This window comes from Paraburkholderia atlantica (assembly GCF_000092885.1).
Taxonomy (GTDB): Bacteria; Pseudomonadota; Gammaproteobacteria; order Burkholderiales; family Burkholderiaceae; genus Paraburkholderia; species Paraburkholderia atlantica.
This window is the reverse complement of record NC_014117.1, coordinates 3095960-3110719: the sequence shown is the minus strand read 5'-3', so window position 1 is coordinate 3110719 and position 14760 is coordinate 3095960. Positions and strand designations below refer to the sequence as shown.

Annotated in this window: 14 protein-coding genes; 7 read left to right on the top strand and 7 right to left on the bottom strand. The window is 64.0% G+C overall.

Annotation, left to right across the window (positions count from 1 at the left end):
• The first annotated feature begins 339 nt into the window (after window positions 1–339).
• Window positions 340–1464 carry a methyltransferase gene (locus tag BC1002_RS13990; RefSeq protein ID WP_013090676.1) on the top strand — a complete coding sequence of 375 codons (1125 nt, stop codon included), beginning with the start codon at window positions 340–342 and terminating at the stop codon, window positions 1462–1464.
• 15 nt (window positions 1465–1479) lie between these two features.
• Here the strand turns inward: BC1002_RS13990 and BC1002_RS13985 are convergent, their stop codons facing one another.
• Entirely contained in the window at window positions 1480–2748 is a 1269-nt protein-coding gene (locus BC1002_RS13985; protein ID WP_013090675.1) for a TIGR03862 family flavoprotein, read from the bottom strand.
• Window positions 2749–3086: 338 nt separating this feature from the next.
• On the opposite strand from BC1002_RS13985, the gene BC1002_RS13980 reads away from it, so the two are divergent.
• Window positions 3087–3296 carry a DUF1059 domain-containing protein gene (locus BC1002_RS13980; RefSeq protein ID WP_013090674.1) on the top strand — a complete coding sequence of 70 codons (210 nt, stop codon included), beginning with the start codon at window positions 3087–3089 and terminating at the stop codon, window positions 3294–3296.
• A gap of 133 nt (window positions 3297–3429) precedes the next feature.
• On the opposite strand, the gene BC1002_RS13975 is transcribed toward BC1002_RS13980, so the two are convergent.
• The gene (locus BC1002_RS13975; RefSeq protein ID WP_013090673.1) at window positions 3430–3750 is read right to left on the bottom strand and encodes a type II toxin-antitoxin system HicA family toxin; all 321 of its coding nucleotides are present in this window, start codon (window positions 3748–3750) and stop codon (window positions 3430–3432) included.
• Window positions 3751–4137: 387 nt separating this feature from the next.
• Here BC1002_RS13975 and BC1002_RS13970 point away from each other — a divergent pair, with 387 nt between their 5' ends.
• Entirely contained in the window at window positions 4138–4980 is an 843-nt protein-coding gene (locus tag BC1002_RS13970) for a class I SAM-dependent methyltransferase (RefSeq protein ID WP_041734706.1), read from the top strand.
• A gap of 20 nt (window positions 4981–5000) precedes the next feature.
• Here BC1002_RS13970 and BC1002_RS13965 read toward each other — a convergent pair whose 3' ends face one another.
• Window positions 5001–5555, bottom strand: coding sequence for a DUF1415 domain-containing protein (locus tag BC1002_RS13965; RefSeq protein ID WP_013090671.1), 555 nt, complete (start codon window positions 5553–5555; stop codon window positions 5001–5003).
• Window positions 5556–5613: 58 nt separating this feature from the next.
• Entirely contained in the window at window positions 5614–6261 is a 648-nt protein-coding gene (locus BC1002_RS13960) for a TetR/AcrR family transcriptional regulator (RefSeq protein WP_013090670.1), read from the bottom strand.
• Window positions 6262–6414: 153 nt separating this feature from the next.
• Between BC1002_RS13960 and BC1002_RS13955 the strand changes: the two genes are divergently transcribed.
• A complete protein-coding gene (locus tag BC1002_RS13955) occupies window positions 6415–7698 on the top strand; it encodes an MFS transporter (protein ID WP_013090669.1) in 1284 nt (427 codons plus the stop codon).
• 191 nt (window positions 7699–7889) lie between these two features.
• A complete protein-coding gene (locus BC1002_RS13950) occupies window positions 7890–8483 on the top strand; it encodes a nitroreductase family protein (protein WP_184141689.1) in 594 nt (197 codons plus the stop codon).
• Between the two features lie 42 nt (window positions 8484–8525).
• On the opposite strand, the gene BC1002_RS13945 is transcribed toward BC1002_RS13950, so the two are convergent.
• Window positions 8526–10049, bottom strand: a complete 1524-nt coding sequence (locus tag BC1002_RS13945; protein ID WP_013090667.1) for an MFS transporter — start codon at window positions 10047–10049, stop codon at window positions 8526–8528.
• Window positions 10050–10237: 188 nt separating this feature from the next.
• On the opposite strand from BC1002_RS13945, the gene BC1002_RS13940 reads away from it, so the two are divergent.
• The gene (locus BC1002_RS13940) at window positions 10238–11488 is read left to right on the top strand and encodes an Hsp70 family protein (RefSeq protein WP_013090666.1); all 1251 of its coding nucleotides are present in this window, start codon (window positions 10238–10240) and stop codon (window positions 11486–11488) included.
• A 133-nt stretch (window positions 11489–11621) separates the two neighbouring features.
• Here the strand turns inward: BC1002_RS13940 and BC1002_RS13935 are convergent, their stop codons facing one another.
• On the bottom strand, window positions 11622–11825 hold the full coding sequence (locus BC1002_RS13935; protein ID WP_013090665.1) for a cold-shock protein: 204 nt from the start codon (window positions 11823–11825) through the stop codon (window positions 11622–11624).
• A gap of 422 nt (window positions 11826–12247) precedes the next feature.
• On the opposite strand from BC1002_RS13935, the gene BC1002_RS13930 reads away from it, so the two are divergent.
• Complete coding sequence (locus tag BC1002_RS13930; protein ID WP_013090664.1) at window positions 12248–13843, top strand: APC family permease; 1596 nt, start codon at window positions 12248–12250, stop codon at window positions 13841–13843.
• Between the two features lie 122 nt (window positions 13844–13965).
• On the opposite strand, the gene BC1002_RS13925 is transcribed toward BC1002_RS13930, so the two are convergent.
• Window positions 13966–14751 (bottom strand): DODA-type extradiol aromatic ring-opening family dioxygenase, encoded by a 786-nt coding sequence (locus BC1002_RS13925; RefSeq protein ID WP_013090663.1) that lies wholly within the window; start codon window positions 14749–14751, stop codon window positions 13966–13968.
• Window positions 14752–14760 lie beyond the last annotated feature (9 nt).

Here is a 14760-nt window from a genome sequence, read left to right as displayed (position 1 = left end):
CCGGATAGCTCGAAAATCACGATATCTCTTTCACCTTGTCGATAGTAGACTTTTTTATCTACAAGCGGCGCGCCGAAATGCATTACGGCCTAAGGTGCGCCGCTCGTTGGCTCAAAAATCACGCTATCTCTTTCACCTTGTCGAATGTGGACTCCGCAGTCCATGTTCGTCGTGTCTAAACTCACCTGATCATCGTCGCAATCCATGCCGCGCCCTGAATCCGCACGGCGGCGGTACGGTACTATTCGGGCGTCGCCCGGATGGGGGCCAGCCGCCGGACATTCCAGCCCGCTGCCACGGTCCACGTCGCCGGCGACGTCACATCGACTCCATTGCACCATGACCAGCCCCGCAACTCTCACCTGGCCCGAAGCCGACGGCCCGCGCACTGCACGCTGGCGTTCCGAAGCGGCCGTGCCGCCGCCGAAGCGCGTCGTCGTCGCCGACGACCGCACCACCGCCGATTCGGCCTACCGCCTCGCCTGCGAAGGCACTGCGCTGTTGTGGCACGGCGACTTCCAGAACGCGCGTCAACTGCTGCAGGCGGTCACGCGCCGGCTCGAACGCAAGCCGCGCAAGCACGGAGCGACACCGCTCGACGCGTTCCACCTGCATCGGCAGGCGCAGTCGCAGCGCGCCCGCACACTCGGCATGATCCTGATCCCGCTCGATGCCGACTACGGCATTCCGTTGCGCCGCGCGCCCGACGTGCGGCAGGCCTGCATCGAAGCGTATGGGCCGGCGACCGGCGATGCGTCGGTGGTGTCGTTGCGCGAGTTGCTGGGCTTGATCGGCGCGCACGAATGGCGCAAGAAGGGCGTCGAGATTGCTGCGCTCGGCGAGCGCATTCATCCGCATTACGGCGTGTTCTCACCGGTGCGCGGCGAGTACGTCGATCTGGTTGCGCGCACGGCGCTACCGTCGCTGGAACTCGCGTTCGATATCGGCACCGGCACCGGCGTGCTGGCCGCGCTGCTGGCCAAGCGCGGCGTGCGCAAGATCGTCGCGACGGATCAGGACGCGCGAGCGCTCGCGTGTGCGCGTGAAAATCTGGCGCGTCTTGGCTACGCCGGGCAGGTCGAGGTCGTGCAGGCCGATCTGTTTCCGGACGGTAGGGCGCCGCTCGTCGTCTGCAATCCGCCGTGGGTGCCGGCGCGGCCCGCGTCGCCGCTCGAATACGCGGTTTACGATCCGGACAGCCGCATGCTGCTCGGCTTCCTGAACGGCCTGGCTGATCATCTGACGCCGGACGGCGAGGGCTGGCTGATCATTTCGGATTTCGCCGAGCACCTCGGGCTGCGCACGCGCGAATGGCTGCTGGCGGCGATTGGGCACGCGGGGCTCACTGTGGTGGGCCGCGAGGACATTCGTCCACGCCATCCGAAGGCCAGCGATCAGAACGATCCGCTGTATGTTGCGCGAGCGGCCGAGATCACGTCGTTGTGGCGGCTCAAGGTGCGGTGACGGCGCGTGCGCGCGTCACGCCGATGCGCGCGCTTCCAGATACGCGCATGCGCCCCGGCCAGCCACCAGCCCGCTGGCAAAACAGGCTGTCAGCAGATAACCGCCGGTCGGCGCTTCCCAATCGAGCATTTCGCCCGCGCAGAATGCGCCGGGCATCCGGTCGATCATCAGATGCGCGTCCAGCGCTTCGAACGGGATGCCGCCCGCCGTGCTGATCGCTTCGTCGATCGGCCGCGCGCGCAGCAGTCGCACCGGCAGCGCCTTGATCGCGTACGCGAGGCCGCTTGCATCGGCGAATGCTTCTTTCGACAGAATCTCGTGCAATAGCGCCAGCTTGACCCCGCCGATGCCGATCCGCCCGTGCAGATGACTCGCGATCGAGCGCGAGCCGCGCGGCCGCGTCACTTCCTCGACGACTCGCTCGAGCGGCAAGCCTGGCGCGAGATCCAGCGCGATCGTGAGCTCGCCGTCGGCCAGAATCCGCTCGCGGATCAGCGCCGACAACGCGTAAATCAAGCTCCCTTCGAGGCCCGTTTCGGTCAGAAGTATTTCACCTTGTCGATTGTAGACTTTTCCGTCTACGTCGGTGAGGGAAATCGCGATCGTCTTGAGCGGCTGGCCGGCGAAGCGCTCGCGCAGATACGGGCTCCAGTCCGCGTCGAAGCCGCAGTTCGCCGGGCGTAGTGGCGTCACCGGCACGTCGCGCGACGTCATCAGCGGCACCCACGCGGCGTCGGAGCCGAGCCGCGGCCAACTGGCGCCGCCGAGCGCGAACACGACCGCGTCGTGGCCGACCGTCTGCTCACCGTCGGGCGTGGCGAAGCGCAGCGCGTGCGCGGCGTTGCATTCGGACAGTGACGCCCAGCCGGTCCACTTGTGACGCATATGGAATTGCACGCCCGCTTCGCGCAGCCGATGCAGCCACGCGCGCAGCATCGGCGCGGCCTTCATGTCGGACGGAAATACGCGCCCCGAACTGCCGACGAACGTCTCGACGCCCAACTCGTGCAACCATGCGCGCAGCGCGCCGGGACCGAACGCGTCGAGCAGCGGCGCAATGTGCTCGCGGCGCGCGCCGTAGCGGTCGAGAAACGGTTCGAGCGCTTCTGAATGCGTGATGTTCATGCCGCCTTTGCCCGCCATCAGGAATTTGCGGCCGACCGACGGCATCGCGTCATACACGTGGACTTGCACGCCGCGCCGGGCGAGCGTCTCGGCGGCCATCAGGCCGGCGGGGCCGCCGCCGATCACGGCGACGCGGGCGGAAGCGAGCGAGGAGGGCATGCGGTTCGGCGGATCTGTGGGGGAAAAGGGCGGTGCACCGCCAGCGACCGAACGGACGGACGGCGCGAAGGGCGTTATTGTCACACCGCGCGCGGCGCACGGCAAACGCCGCCGACTGGTGTTGAACTTCGTTCATCGCTTGGCTCGCGCCGCACGCGACCTATACTTTTCACACATCTTCCATCGGACGTCGTTCGCGTCGTTCCCTCGCGTCAATCCCCATTCACGTCACTTGCGACGCAACCGCTGCGGCGCCCTTCACTGTCGCGCGCCGGTAGCCGACGCGCGGCGCCTGTCGAATCGATGGAAGATCGATCGTCTGGTTCAAGGAGATTGCCATGACCCGCAAATATATCGACTGTCGCGAATTTCCGAGCGAAATGAACTGCACCGTCGCGATGTCCGCCGACAGTGACAGCGAACTGCTCGAAGCCGCAGTCCAGCATGCCGTCAGCGTTCACAAGCACGCGGATTCACCGGAGCTGCGCGCGCAGCTTAAGACGCTATTTCATGAGGGAACGCCGCCCGTCGAGGCGCCGCGCGCTTGAGGTACCCGTGCAACGGGAGTGTGGAAGCCCGCGTCGCGAGCGGCATCTAGCCGCCCGCGCGGTGGTGTTGCTGCAGTCTTGTGGTGACACGCGAAACGCGATACCAAGCCATCCTAACCGACACGCCGACGCGCTAACCCGGATACGCCTCATCGACCTTCAGGCCGGCAAGCTTGAAGATCACCCGCAACGTCTGCGGCTTGATGTCGCGTCGCGATGCGAGCGTCGTCATCACGAAGTCGAGTACCTTGGCGTACTTGAGCATCGTCAGGCAGGTTTCGAGGTCGACGTTGCCGTCGCGCATGACCTCCGCGAGCCGCAGCATTTCCGTCGAGATGTCGCGAGCCATCTCCAGTTCGAGTTGCTGTTTCTCCGACCATGCCGGCGCGGTGGTCAGCTTCGCCAGCATTTCCTGAAACTTCTGTTCGACGTTTCCGTTGGGTACCGTATCCATTGCCGCCTCTTCTGTGATCATCCGAGCGCGCGACAGGTTGCAAAGCCGGTCGCTGCTGGTTACGTAACGTTCGGCCCGTTGCGGGACCGCTCTCCCCACATGCATCCGGTTCGCATGTCCGGTCGCTCGGCCGGACAGCCTCCTGTTTTCGGCGACACGGCTTGCACCCGCAGCCTCAGCCAGCGCGCAAGCCGTTTTCAGCCATTCTCGAGCCACTTGCGCGCAGCGCCTTGGCGAGCAGGAAATTTTCCCAGCAGAGTACCTATGTCGCGTGGTCCGCGCGGCGTGCTCGCTGGGAATGCCGCAGTTTGGGTAAACTGGCAGTAACTTTTCTCTTTTTCCGTCATCTGTCGCACGTTCGCGCTGCAATTGATGGCGACCCACACGATGTCCGGCAAAACCCACGAAATCCGTCCCAACCAGTCCGTCGAACTGCTCAAAGAACTCCACATCCTCACGCGTGACGGCAAGATGAATCAGGACAGCCGTCGCAAGCTGAAGCAGGTCTACCACCTGTTCCAGTTCATCGAGCCGCTGCTCAAGGACCTGAAGGACCAGCACGGTTCGCTGACGCTCGTCGATCACGGCGCGGGCAAGTCATACCTCGGTTTTATCCTGTACGACCTGTTTTTCAAGGAGTTTCAGGACGCCGCTGGTGGGGCTTCGCACATTTATGGCATTGAAACGCGCGAAGATCTGGTGACGAAGTCCGAAGAGCTGGCGGCGCGGCTCGGTTTCAAGGGCATGTCGTTTCTGAATCTGTCGGTGGCGGAGTCGATCACGTCGACGCGGCTACCCGCCGAGATCGACATCGTGACTGCGCTGCACGCGTGCAATACGGCGACCGACGACGCGATCCGTTTCGCGCTCGAAAAGCACGCGAAGTACATCGTCGTCGTGCCGTGCTGCCAGGCCGAGGTGGCCGGCGTGCTGCGGCAGAACAAGCGCAAGGCCCTGAAGAGCGCGCTGACGGAAATCTGGCGGCATCCGTTGCACACGCGCGAATTCGGCAGTCAGATCACGAACGTGCTGCGCTGCCTGCAACTCGAAGCGCATGGCTATCAGGTCAGTGTGACCGAGCTGGTCGGCTGGGAACACTCGATGAAAAACGAGCTGATCATCGCGCAGTACAAGGACCTGCCGCGGCGCCGGCCGGCTGAGCGACTCGGCGAAGTGCTGGACACGCTCGGGCTCGATGCGCTCAAGGAGCGGTTTTTCGTGCCGGCTTGAGGCCCAGGCTGGCGCGTCACCTAGCGCTTCATCAACGCATCCCAGCCCTTGAGGCCAATGCGCCGCAGCGTTTCCTGATTGCGCTCGTAAATCTCTTCCGCGTCGGGAAAGGCCTGTACGGCTCGCTCGATGCTGTCTTCACGCAGCAGATGCAGGATCGGATAGGGCGCCCGGTTCGTGTAGTTTTCGATGTCGTCGGGCTCGCTGCCTTCGAACTGGTAGTGCGGATGAAAGCTCGCGATCTGAATCACGCCTTCGAGCCGCAACTGCCGGATCAGCCGGTCGGCGAAGAACAGGCAGTCGTTGAAGTCGAGAAAGTCGCCGAACGCGCGCGGCAGGATCAGCAGCGTCGTGTCGATGGCGGCGGGGTCGGCGGCGACGAGCGTCTGCAGCTCGGCCTCCAGGTCGGTGAGTACCGTTTCCAGCGTGTCCGCTTCGCTGACCGCATAGCGAATCTGCCCCTTCACATGCACAGCCTTCGCGAACGGGCACAGGTTCAAGCCGATCACGGCTTCCGTCAGCCAGTGACGGGTCGCGGCGACAACGGCATCGTGGGATTCGGCGGGCAACGGCATGGCGGACGGATGTGACGGGGAAGCGCGCAATTCTAAAGGACCCGGCCGAAGGACTGGCTCAGCGAGCCTGCTTCTTTGCGCAAGCGGCCGCAATCAACTGCGCGGCGACTTTCGGCGCGGCGAGGATCGGCCCGCGGCCCGGCCCGTAAGTCTGGCTCGCCGCGTACACGCCCTCGATCAGCAGACCGAGTCCATCGGCGAGCGCTTGCGGATCGTCGGCGCCAGCCGCCGTCGACAGTTCGACGAGCCGAGCCATCAAGCGCTGCTTGTTGCGGAACACGAATTGCCGCGCCGGATGCGCGGTATCCGAAAACTCCACCGACACGTTCACGAACGGGCAGCCGCGGTAATGGTCGACCGAAGCGCGCACCGCGAGGTCGTCGAAGTATTGCTGAAGCTGCTTCGCCGGCTCGCCCGGATGTTTGGCGAAACTCTTCTCGATGTAGCCGAAGAACTGTTCGTCCTTCTGTTCCAGATACGCCATGACCAGCTCGTCCTTCGACGAAAACTGCCGGTACAGGCTCATTTTGTTCACACCCGCGCGCTCGACCACCGCATCGACGCCGACCGTGCGCACGCCCTCGCGATAGAACAACTCGCTGGCCGCGCGCAGCAGATGCTGTTGCGCCTGCGGCCCGGCGGTCTGCGCTCCGCGCGCGCGCCGCGCCCGAGTAGCGGCAGGCTTGAGAGTTTCGCTGTCGGACATGGCAAGTCACCCGAATGAAATTGACGCCTTGACATGTTACCGACCAGTAACTAACATCGCAACACTATTGTGACTGATCTGTCACAAATCATTTACCGAAGCCGTAACAATACGAAGGATGCCGCCACCGGGGCCGCGTCGATTGGAGAACCGATGAACTGGGCTGCGCGACTGATAGGCGGACGTTTCCACTATGGCTGGTTGACCGTCGCCGTGGTGTTCCTGGTGTTGCTCGCGGCGGCCGGTACGCGCGCGACGCCGAGCGTGATGATGGTGCCGCTCGAGCACCAATTCGGCTGGAGCCGCGCGACGATTTCGCTCGCGATCTCCGTGAACATCGCGCTGTACGGGTTGATGGGGCCGTTCGCGGCCGCCGCGATGCAGCGCTTCGGTGTGCGCCCGACGCTACTGACCGCGCTCGGCACGATGGCCGCGGGCGTCGCGCTGTCGTCGCTGATGACGCATCCGTGGCAGATGGTGCTGATCTGGGGCGTGATGGTCGGCGGATCGACCGGGGTGGCGGCGCTGTCGCTATCGGCGACCGTCGTCACGCGCTGGTTCACGACGCGCCGCGGTCTCGTGATGGGTATCCTGACCGCCAGTTCGGCGACCGGCCAACTGGTGTTCCTGCCGCTGCTCGCGGCGATCGCCGAGCATTACGGCTGGCGTCAGGTCGTCTGGGTCGTCGCGCTCGCGGCGGGCATCGTGATTCCGCTCGTTGCGTTCCTGCTGCCCGAGCATCCGGCCGATATGCAACTGCGCCCGTACGGCGAACCGCACGACGCGCCGATGAACACCACCGTCACCAGGCAGAATCCGCTCGCGATCGCGTTCGGCACGCTCGCGTCGGCGAGCAAGACGCGCGACTTCTGGCTGCTGTTCTTCAGCTTCTTCATTTGCGGCGCGAGCACCAATGGCTATGTCGGCACCCATCTGATCGCGATGTGCGGCGACTACGGGATGACCGAAGTGCAGGGCGCGTCGCTGCTCGCGGCGATGGGCGTGTTCGACCTGTTCGGCACGACGCTGTCGGGCTGGCTGTCGGATCGCTTCAATAGCCGCGTGCTGCTGTTCTGGTACTACGGGCTGCGCGGCCTGTCGCTGATGTATCTGCCGCACGCGTTCGGCATCGATTTTTTCGGGTTGCCCTTGTTCGCGGTGTTCTACGGTCTCGACTGGATCGCCACTGTGCCGCCGACCGTGCGTCTTGCCACCGATGTCTACGGCAAGGAATCGGCGCCGATCGTGTTCGGCTGGGTGGTCGCCGGCCACCAGCTCGGCGCGGCGTTCGCGGCGCTCGGCGCGGGCATGCTGCGCGCGAGCCTCGGCACCTACACGATCGCGTCGATGATTTCCGGCGGCTTGTGCCTGATCGCCGCGGTGATCGTGCTGCGCATCAACCGCCCCGCCAAGGTGCCGACGCCGCAGGCAATCTGAATCGCCTTCGCGAACCGCGTAGATTCACGTCAGCGACGCAACGACGTACGGCCCCACTACGGGGCCGTGCGCGCTTTTCAGCCAGCGCGCATAGCCCCCCGCCGCAAGTTGGAGCGCGCACCGAAAGCCCGTTATGCTATGTGGCCTCGGGCAACCGCCCGACGATCATGAATTTCTACCGAGAGAAGCGCATGGCCAAGAAACCCGCCTCAACCGAAGTTGCCATTCACGAACTGATTGCAGGCCGTTGGAGCCCGCGCGCGTATTCGAGCGAGCCGGTGAGCCGCGATCAATTGCGCGCGGTGCTCGAAGCGGCGCGCTGGGCGCCGTCCTCGTATAACGCGCAGCCCTGGCGTTTTGTCGTATTCGATCGCAGCGTCGATGAAGTCGCGTTCAAAAAGGCTTTCGCCACGCTGGTGCCGTTCAACCAGGGCTGGAATGCGCCCGCACCGGTGCTGATCGCGGTGACCGCGCACACCCTGACCAACAAAGGCGACGTCAATCGCTGCGCGCTCTATGACGCGGGTGCGGCGGCGATGTCGCTGGTGCTGCAGGCGCACGCGCTCGGCCTCGCCGCGCACCAGATGAGCGGCTTCGATGTGAACGCGTTCCGCACTACCTTCGAATTGCCGAAAGACGTCGAGCCGATCGCGATGATCTCGCTTGGCCATTACGGCGACGTCGACAAACTGGACCCGGTCCTGCGCGAACGCGAGAAGGCGCCGCGTCAGCGCGTGGCGCTCGCGGAAATCGCGTACGGCGGCGGGTGGAAGAAGGCGTTCTGAGCGACGGACTCGCGGCGTTTGCCGCGTGACTTCGCAAAGCGGTCAGGTCCGCGCGGCACGGTCCGCGCGTTTTTCATCGGTGCCGACCACGCCGTCCTCCTCATCCGCCACGCTCGACAGCGGCGCCGCCACATGCTCGAGCGACTTGCGCTCCGCGTCGACACCCCAGATCGCCGCGACGAGCGCCGCCGCGAGCATCAACCCCGAGCCGACCAGATAGCCCGAAAACACTTCGCTGCGCTGGTGCGTGTCGATCAGCCGGCCGAAAAACGCCGGTCCGACGATGCCGCCGAGCGCGGTGCCGAACGCATAGAAAACCGCAATCGCGAGCGCGCGGATTTCGAGCGGGAACGATTCGCTGACGGTCAGATACGCGGAACTCGCGGCCGCCGACGCGAAGAAGAAAATCACCATCCAGGCGACCGTCTGCGTGACGACGGTGAGCAGTTGCTGCTCGAACAGATAGCCCGACAGCGTCAGCAGGATCGCCGACATCGCGTACGTTCCGGCGATCATCTTGCGTCGGCCGATCACATCGAATAGCCGCCCGAGCACGAGGGGCCCCAGGAAATTGCCGAGCGCGAAAGGCAGCAGATACCAGCCGATATCGCCGCCCGGCACATGATAGAAGTCGGTGAGGACGAGCGCGTAGGTGAAAAAGATTGCGTTGTAGAAGAATGCCTGCGCGGTCATCAACGTGAGACCGACCAGCGAGCGGCGCCGGTGCACGTTGAACAGCGTATGGAACACCTCGCGCAACGGCGTATGGTCGCGCGCGCGCAGGCGCAGCCGCGTGAGGGCGTCGTCGGCGAGCGGGTGGCCGTCGTCGCGAAAACGCGTTTCGATGCCCTCGACGATCGTCCGTGCGTCGCGCTCGTCACCGTGCGTGAGCAGCCAGCGCGGGCTTTCGGGTATCCAGATGCGCATCGGCAGAATCCCGAGCGCGAGTACCGCGCCGATGAAAAAACACGCGCGCCAGCCCCAGTCGGAAGGCAGTAGATGCGGATCGAGCAGCACCAGCGAGCCCGCGGCGCCGAGCCCCGCGCCAACCCAGAACGTGCCGTTGATGCCGAGGTCGGTCCAGCCGCGCACGCGTGCCGGCGTGAATTCCTGGATCGTCGAGTTGATCGCCGTGTATTCGCCGCCGATACCCGCGCCGGTCAGGAAGCGGAACAGCATGAAGCTCATCAGATTCCACGACAGCGCGGTCGCCGCGGTCGCGGCCAGGTAGAGCGTCAGCGTGATGAAGAACAGCCTGCGGCGGCCGAGCCGGTCAGTCAGCCAGCCGAAACCGAGCGCGCCGAGCACCGCGCCGGCAATGTACGCGCTGCCCGCGAGGCCGACGTCGGCATTCGAAAAGCGCAGCGCCGGGCTCGTTTTCAGCGCGCTCGCGACCGCGCCGGCGAGCGTCACTTCGAGCCCGTCTAACAGCCACGTCACGCCGAGCGCGACTACGATCAGAGTATGAAAGCGGCCCCACGGCAGGCGGTCTAGCCGCGACGGCAAGTCGGTTTCGATCAGCATGGCGGGTTGGTCATCGACGGCGGCGGTGGGCGGCACGCTCATGACGCGAAGTCTCCTCGATGGCGAAATGGGGCGGCGTATCCGGTCGGCCGCAGCAAAATCCGTTCCGCGCGACGATTCCAGCCGATCTTGCCACGGTCTCCGCAACTTCAGTTGATGCTGCCGGAGTTTTCGTGATACAAAGCCGCTCCCCTATCTGTGCGCGCCAGCCGTGAGCGGCCATTCCTGCCATGAACTATTGCGCGATTGACTTCGGTACTTCCAATTCGGCCGTCGCGATTCCGAGCGGCCCGCAGCTTAAGCTGGCGCCGGTCGAAGGCGCGTACACGACGCTGCCCACCGCGGTCTTCTTCAACACCGACGAAAACACCAGCGAATTCGGGCGCGCGGCGCTTGCCGCCTACATCGACGGTTTCGACGGCCGGCTGATGCGCTCGATGAAAAGCATTCTCGGCTCGCCGCTCGCCGAAAATACGACCGATCTCGGTGACGGCAGTGCGATCAAGTACACCGACGTGATCGCGACATTCCTCACCCATCTGAAGCGCGCGGCCGAGGCGAGCGCCGGCGGCGCGATCGACCGCGCGGTGCTGGGCCGCCCGGTGTTCTTCGTCGACGACGACCCGCGCGCCGACCAGATGGCGCAGCAACAGCTCGAAGCCGCTGCCCGCACGGTCGGTTTGCGCGAGATCCACTTTCAGTATGAACCGATCGCGGCTGCGTTCGACTATGAATCGCATCTGAGCGCCGAAGGACTCGTGCTTGTGGCGGACATCGGCGGTGGTACGTCGGACTTTTCGCTCGTGCGGGTGGGGCCGGAACGGAGGAAGCGCGTCGAACGCAAGGACGACGTGCTCGCGCATCACGGTGTGCACGTCGCGGGTACGGACTTCGACCGCCGCGTGGAACTCGTGACGATCCTGCGCGAGCTCGGTTATCAGTCGCTCGATCCACAGGGGCGAGAAATCCCGAACCGAATTTATTTCGATCTCGCGACGTGGCACCTGATCAATACCGTCTACACGCCGAAGCGGATCAGCGAACTCGCGCTGATGCGGCACCTTTTCACGGAGACGAAGCACCATGACCGGCTGATGCGCGTAGTCGAGCAGCGGTTCGGGCACGCGCTCGCCGCGCACGCGGAAGAGGCGAAGATCGGCGTGGCAGCGGGCGGCGAGACCGTGATCGATCTCGAACAAGTGGAAGAGGATCTGCGCCTCGCGTTCGACGAAGTGCAACTCATCAAGGCCGGCCAGGACGAAACGCGACGTATCGTGCAGGCCGCGCGCGATACGGTGCAGGCGGCGGGTGTCGCGCCGCGCGACGTCGACGCGATTTATTTTACCGGCGGCTCGACCGGCCTCGCGTTTCTGTCGGGCGCGCTGGCGGCGGCGTTTCCGGACGCGAAAGCGGTGTTCGGCGATCGCCTCGCGAGCGTGGCGACAGGCCTCGGTATTCACGCCCGGCGCGTGTTCGGATAATCGCGAATAATCGGAAAAATAATCCGCCGCGAATTGCGAAGACGGCAAATTTAATCGATTGATTTGATTTGCCGCCGATAATAAAAAACCCCGCCGAGGCGGGGTTTTTTGCGTCCAGAAGGAAGCTAGAAGCTTACACCGGCTTGATGTTAGCTGCTTGCTTGCCCTTCGGGCCCGTCTTCACTTCAAACGTAACCTTCTGGTTTTCTTGCAGCGTCTTGAAGCCGTCGACGCGAATTTCCGAGAAATGCGCGAACAGATCTTCACCGCCGCCGTCCGGAGTGATGAAGCCAAAGCCCTTAGCGTCGTTGAACCACTTGACGGTACCGGTTTCCATATTACTTTTTCCTAAAAATGGTGAATAAGGCCGAAGCCCGGGGGTGCATGAAAATCAAGGAAGGGGGTAATGGGACCAACCGGAGTACCGTTGATGGGCGAACTACGAAAGAACCACTTCACTCGCCGCTTGAAATCCTGCTGGAACGTTATACGGCGAATTCGGACGGAGGTCAACAGTCTGCACGAAACTTATCGGACTGGCGCGATGGTTTCTTACAAATTTTACGTATCAGACTGATCTCTTGCCAGGGAGAACCCTTAGTTGGTTTCCCTGCAGCAACGCGGTGCAACCGTTAAACTACGCGCCGCGCGTCGGTTGCACCTATTTCGCATCTGCACGCGCTTACATGCGCGTCACCCGTCCCCACCGCCACAAGCGATGCCACGCGGTGCCGACATGGTTCTGATTTAGGAGAAGACGTGAAAAGTTCTATACAACGGAACATCGGGCCATTCGCGCTGATGCTGACCGGTCTGGGTTCGATCATTGGGTCCGGGTGGCTGTTTGGCGCGTGGAAGGCTGCAAAGATTGCCGGTCCCGCTGCAATTTGCGCATGGATCATCGGCGCGGTGGTGATTCTCGCGATTGCACTGACCTACGCGGAACTCGGCGCGATGTTTCCGGAATCTGGCGGGATGGTGCGCTATGCGCGCTACTCGCACGGTGCGCTGGTTGGTTTCATCAGCGCCTGGGCCAACTGGATCGCGATCGTATCGGTGATCCCAATTGAGGCCGAAGCATCGATTCAATACATGAGTACGTGGCCCTATCCGTGGGCGCACGCTCTCTTCGTCGACGGGTCATTGACCACCAACGGCCTGCTGTTGTCCGCCGGCCTCGTGATCATCTACTTCCTGCTCAACTACTGGGGCGTCAAGCTGTTCGCGCGCGCCAACTCGGCCATCACGATCTTCAAGTTCCTGATCCCGGGCGCAACGATCGTCGGTCTGATGATGACCGGCGTCCACACCGAGAACTTCGGCCAGACGACCACGTTCGCGCCGTACGGCTGGTCGGCGGTGCTGACTGCGGTCGCGACGAGCGGCATCGTGTTCGCGTTCAACGGTTTCCAGAGCCCGGTCAACCTGGCCGGTGAAGCGCGCGATCCGGCCAGGAGCGTGCCGTTCGCGGTGATCGGCTCGATCCTGCTCGCGCTCGTGATCTACGTGTTGCTGCAGATCGCCTACATCGGCGCTGTGAATCCGGCCGACGTGATGAAGGGCTGGAGCCACTTCAACTTCGCTTCGCCGTTCGCGGAGCTGGCGATTGCGCTGAACCTGAACTGGCTGGCGTTCCTGCTGTACGTCGACGCGTTCGTGAGCCCGAGCGGCACCGGTACGACCTATATGGCGACCACGACGCGGATGATCTACGCGATGGAGCGCAACAACACGATGCCGAAAATTTTCGGCCGGGTGCATCCGTTCTACGGCGTGCCGCGTCAGGCGATGTGGTTCAACCTGTTCGTGTCGTTCATCTTCCTGTTCTTCTTCCGCGGATGGAGCTCGCTCGCGGCGGTGATCTCGGTCGCGACCGTGATCTCGTACCTGACCGGCCCGATCAGCCTGATGGCGCTGCGCCGCGCGGCAACCGATCTCGAGCGCCCGCTGCACATCGCCGGCATGAAGGTGATCGCGCCGTTCGCGTTCGTCTGTGCGTCGCTGATCCTGTACTGGGCGAAGTGGCCGCTGACCGGCGAAATCATTCTGCTGATGGTCGTCGCGTTGCCGGTGTACTTCTACTTCCAGGCCAAGCAGGGCTTCGAGGGCTGGAACCGCGATCTGAAGGCCGCCTGGTGGCTGGTCGCGTATCTGCCGATCATGGCGATCCTGTCGCTGATCGGCAGCAAGGAGTTCGGCGGCTTCGGCATTCTGCCGTACGGCTGGGACATGCTCGTCGTGATCGCCTTCTCTTTGGTGTTCTATTTCTGGGGCGTGAACAGCGGCTACCGTTCGGAGTATCTGGACGAGCGGCTCGTGCACGACGAAGTGCTCGAAGGCATCGGCGCGCACTGAGCGTTCGCCGCAACGAAGGGGCCGCTCGAAGCGGGTCCTTCGCGTTGGATAAAAAGCCCGTTTGATCGATGATCAGGCGGGCTTTTTCGTTGGTCGTTGCTGTCGGGTGGTTTCGCGGCGGGTCAGGCGGTGCCGAACACGTAGTTCGTCATTGCGAGCGAGCGCTGATAGGTGCCGAGCGACTGGATCGCAATCGAATAGTCGTCGTCGGCGGCGCCGAGGGCGGCGAACACCGGCAACAGATGCTCGTCGGTCGGATGCATCAGTACCGCGTGCGGCGCCTGGCGGCGATAGTCGAGCAGCGCGTCGATATCGCGCGCGACGAGCTTGTCTTCGAACCAGTCGGTGAATTCGGTCACGCGCGGGTCGGCGTCTTCCGGGCGAGCGGAGAAATCGGCGGCGCGCAGGTTATGGGTGATCTGGCCGGAGCCGACCACCATCACACCTTCGTCTTTCAGCGCGCGCAGCGCGCGGCCGACACGGAAATGATGCGCGGCGTCCTTGTGCGGCTGGATTGACAACTGCGCGATCGGCACGTCCGCTTGCGGGAACATCAGCAACATCGGCACCCATGCGCCGTGGTCGAGTCCGTGCGGCTGCACGTCCGCGACGATGCCGCTCGCGCCGAGCAGCGCGGCGGCGCTGCGCGCGACGTCGGGTGCGCCCGGTGCCGGGTATTGGATTTCATAGAGCTGGCGCGGAAAGCCGAAAAAATCGTGGATGGTTTCAGGCGCCGTCGCGATGCTCGCGAGTGGCTGCGCGGTGCCCCAGTGCGCCGACAACATCAGGATCGCCTCGGGACGGGGCAATTGCGTGCCGAGCGCCCCGAACTCGGCGGACGGCATCGAAGGATCGATCGGCAGTGTGGGCGAGCCGTGGGACAGGAAAAGGGAAGGTAAGCGGTTCATGACAGCAGC